This window comes from Pseudomonas japonica, assembly GCF_013522925.1.
In the GTDB taxonomy this organism is placed as follows: Bacteria; Pseudomonadota; Gammaproteobacteria; order Pseudomonadales; family Pseudomonadaceae; genus Aquipseudomonas; species Aquipseudomonas japonica_A.
This window is the reverse complement of sequence record NZ_JAAMQU010000048.1, coordinates 1-358: the sequence shown is the minus strand read 5'-3', so window position 1 is coordinate 358 and position 358 is coordinate 1. Positions and strand designations below refer to the sequence as shown.

Below are 358 nucleotides of genomic sequence, written 5' to 3'. Positions count from 1 at the left end.
GCTACGCCCTAGAACGGCAGCCTGAATTTCACCGAGGCGGTTTGGTCGGTGTAGTCGCTGCGGGTCTGGGCGTCGTAGTTCACCGACAGCTCGGCGCCGTTGCTGAAGGTGGTGGCCAGGCCGGCGCCGCTGCGCCACAGCCACGGGCTGGCTTTGTCGCCGGGGGTGGTGAACGTCTGGTCCGGTGCCCCTGCGAAGGCGGCTTTTACCGCGCCGTCGTCGTTGATCAGGTCGTAGCCCACACCCAGGTTCAGCTTCAGCGCGGTGCGTGGGGTGAAGGCGTGGGCCAGGGTGCCGTCAAGGCCGGCGATCAGCTGGTTGCTGTGGCGCTCTTCCACGTTGAGCAGCAGCGGCGCCA

1 protein-coding gene is annotated in these 358 nt (G+C 67.6%); it reads right to left on the bottom strand.

Annotated features, from left to right (window positions below):
• Positions 1-8: 8 nt before the first annotated feature.
• The coding region (locus tag G7016_RS24815) for an autotransporter domain-containing protein (protein WP_181118410.1) at positions 9-358 on the bottom strand (350 nt) is incomplete at its 5' end.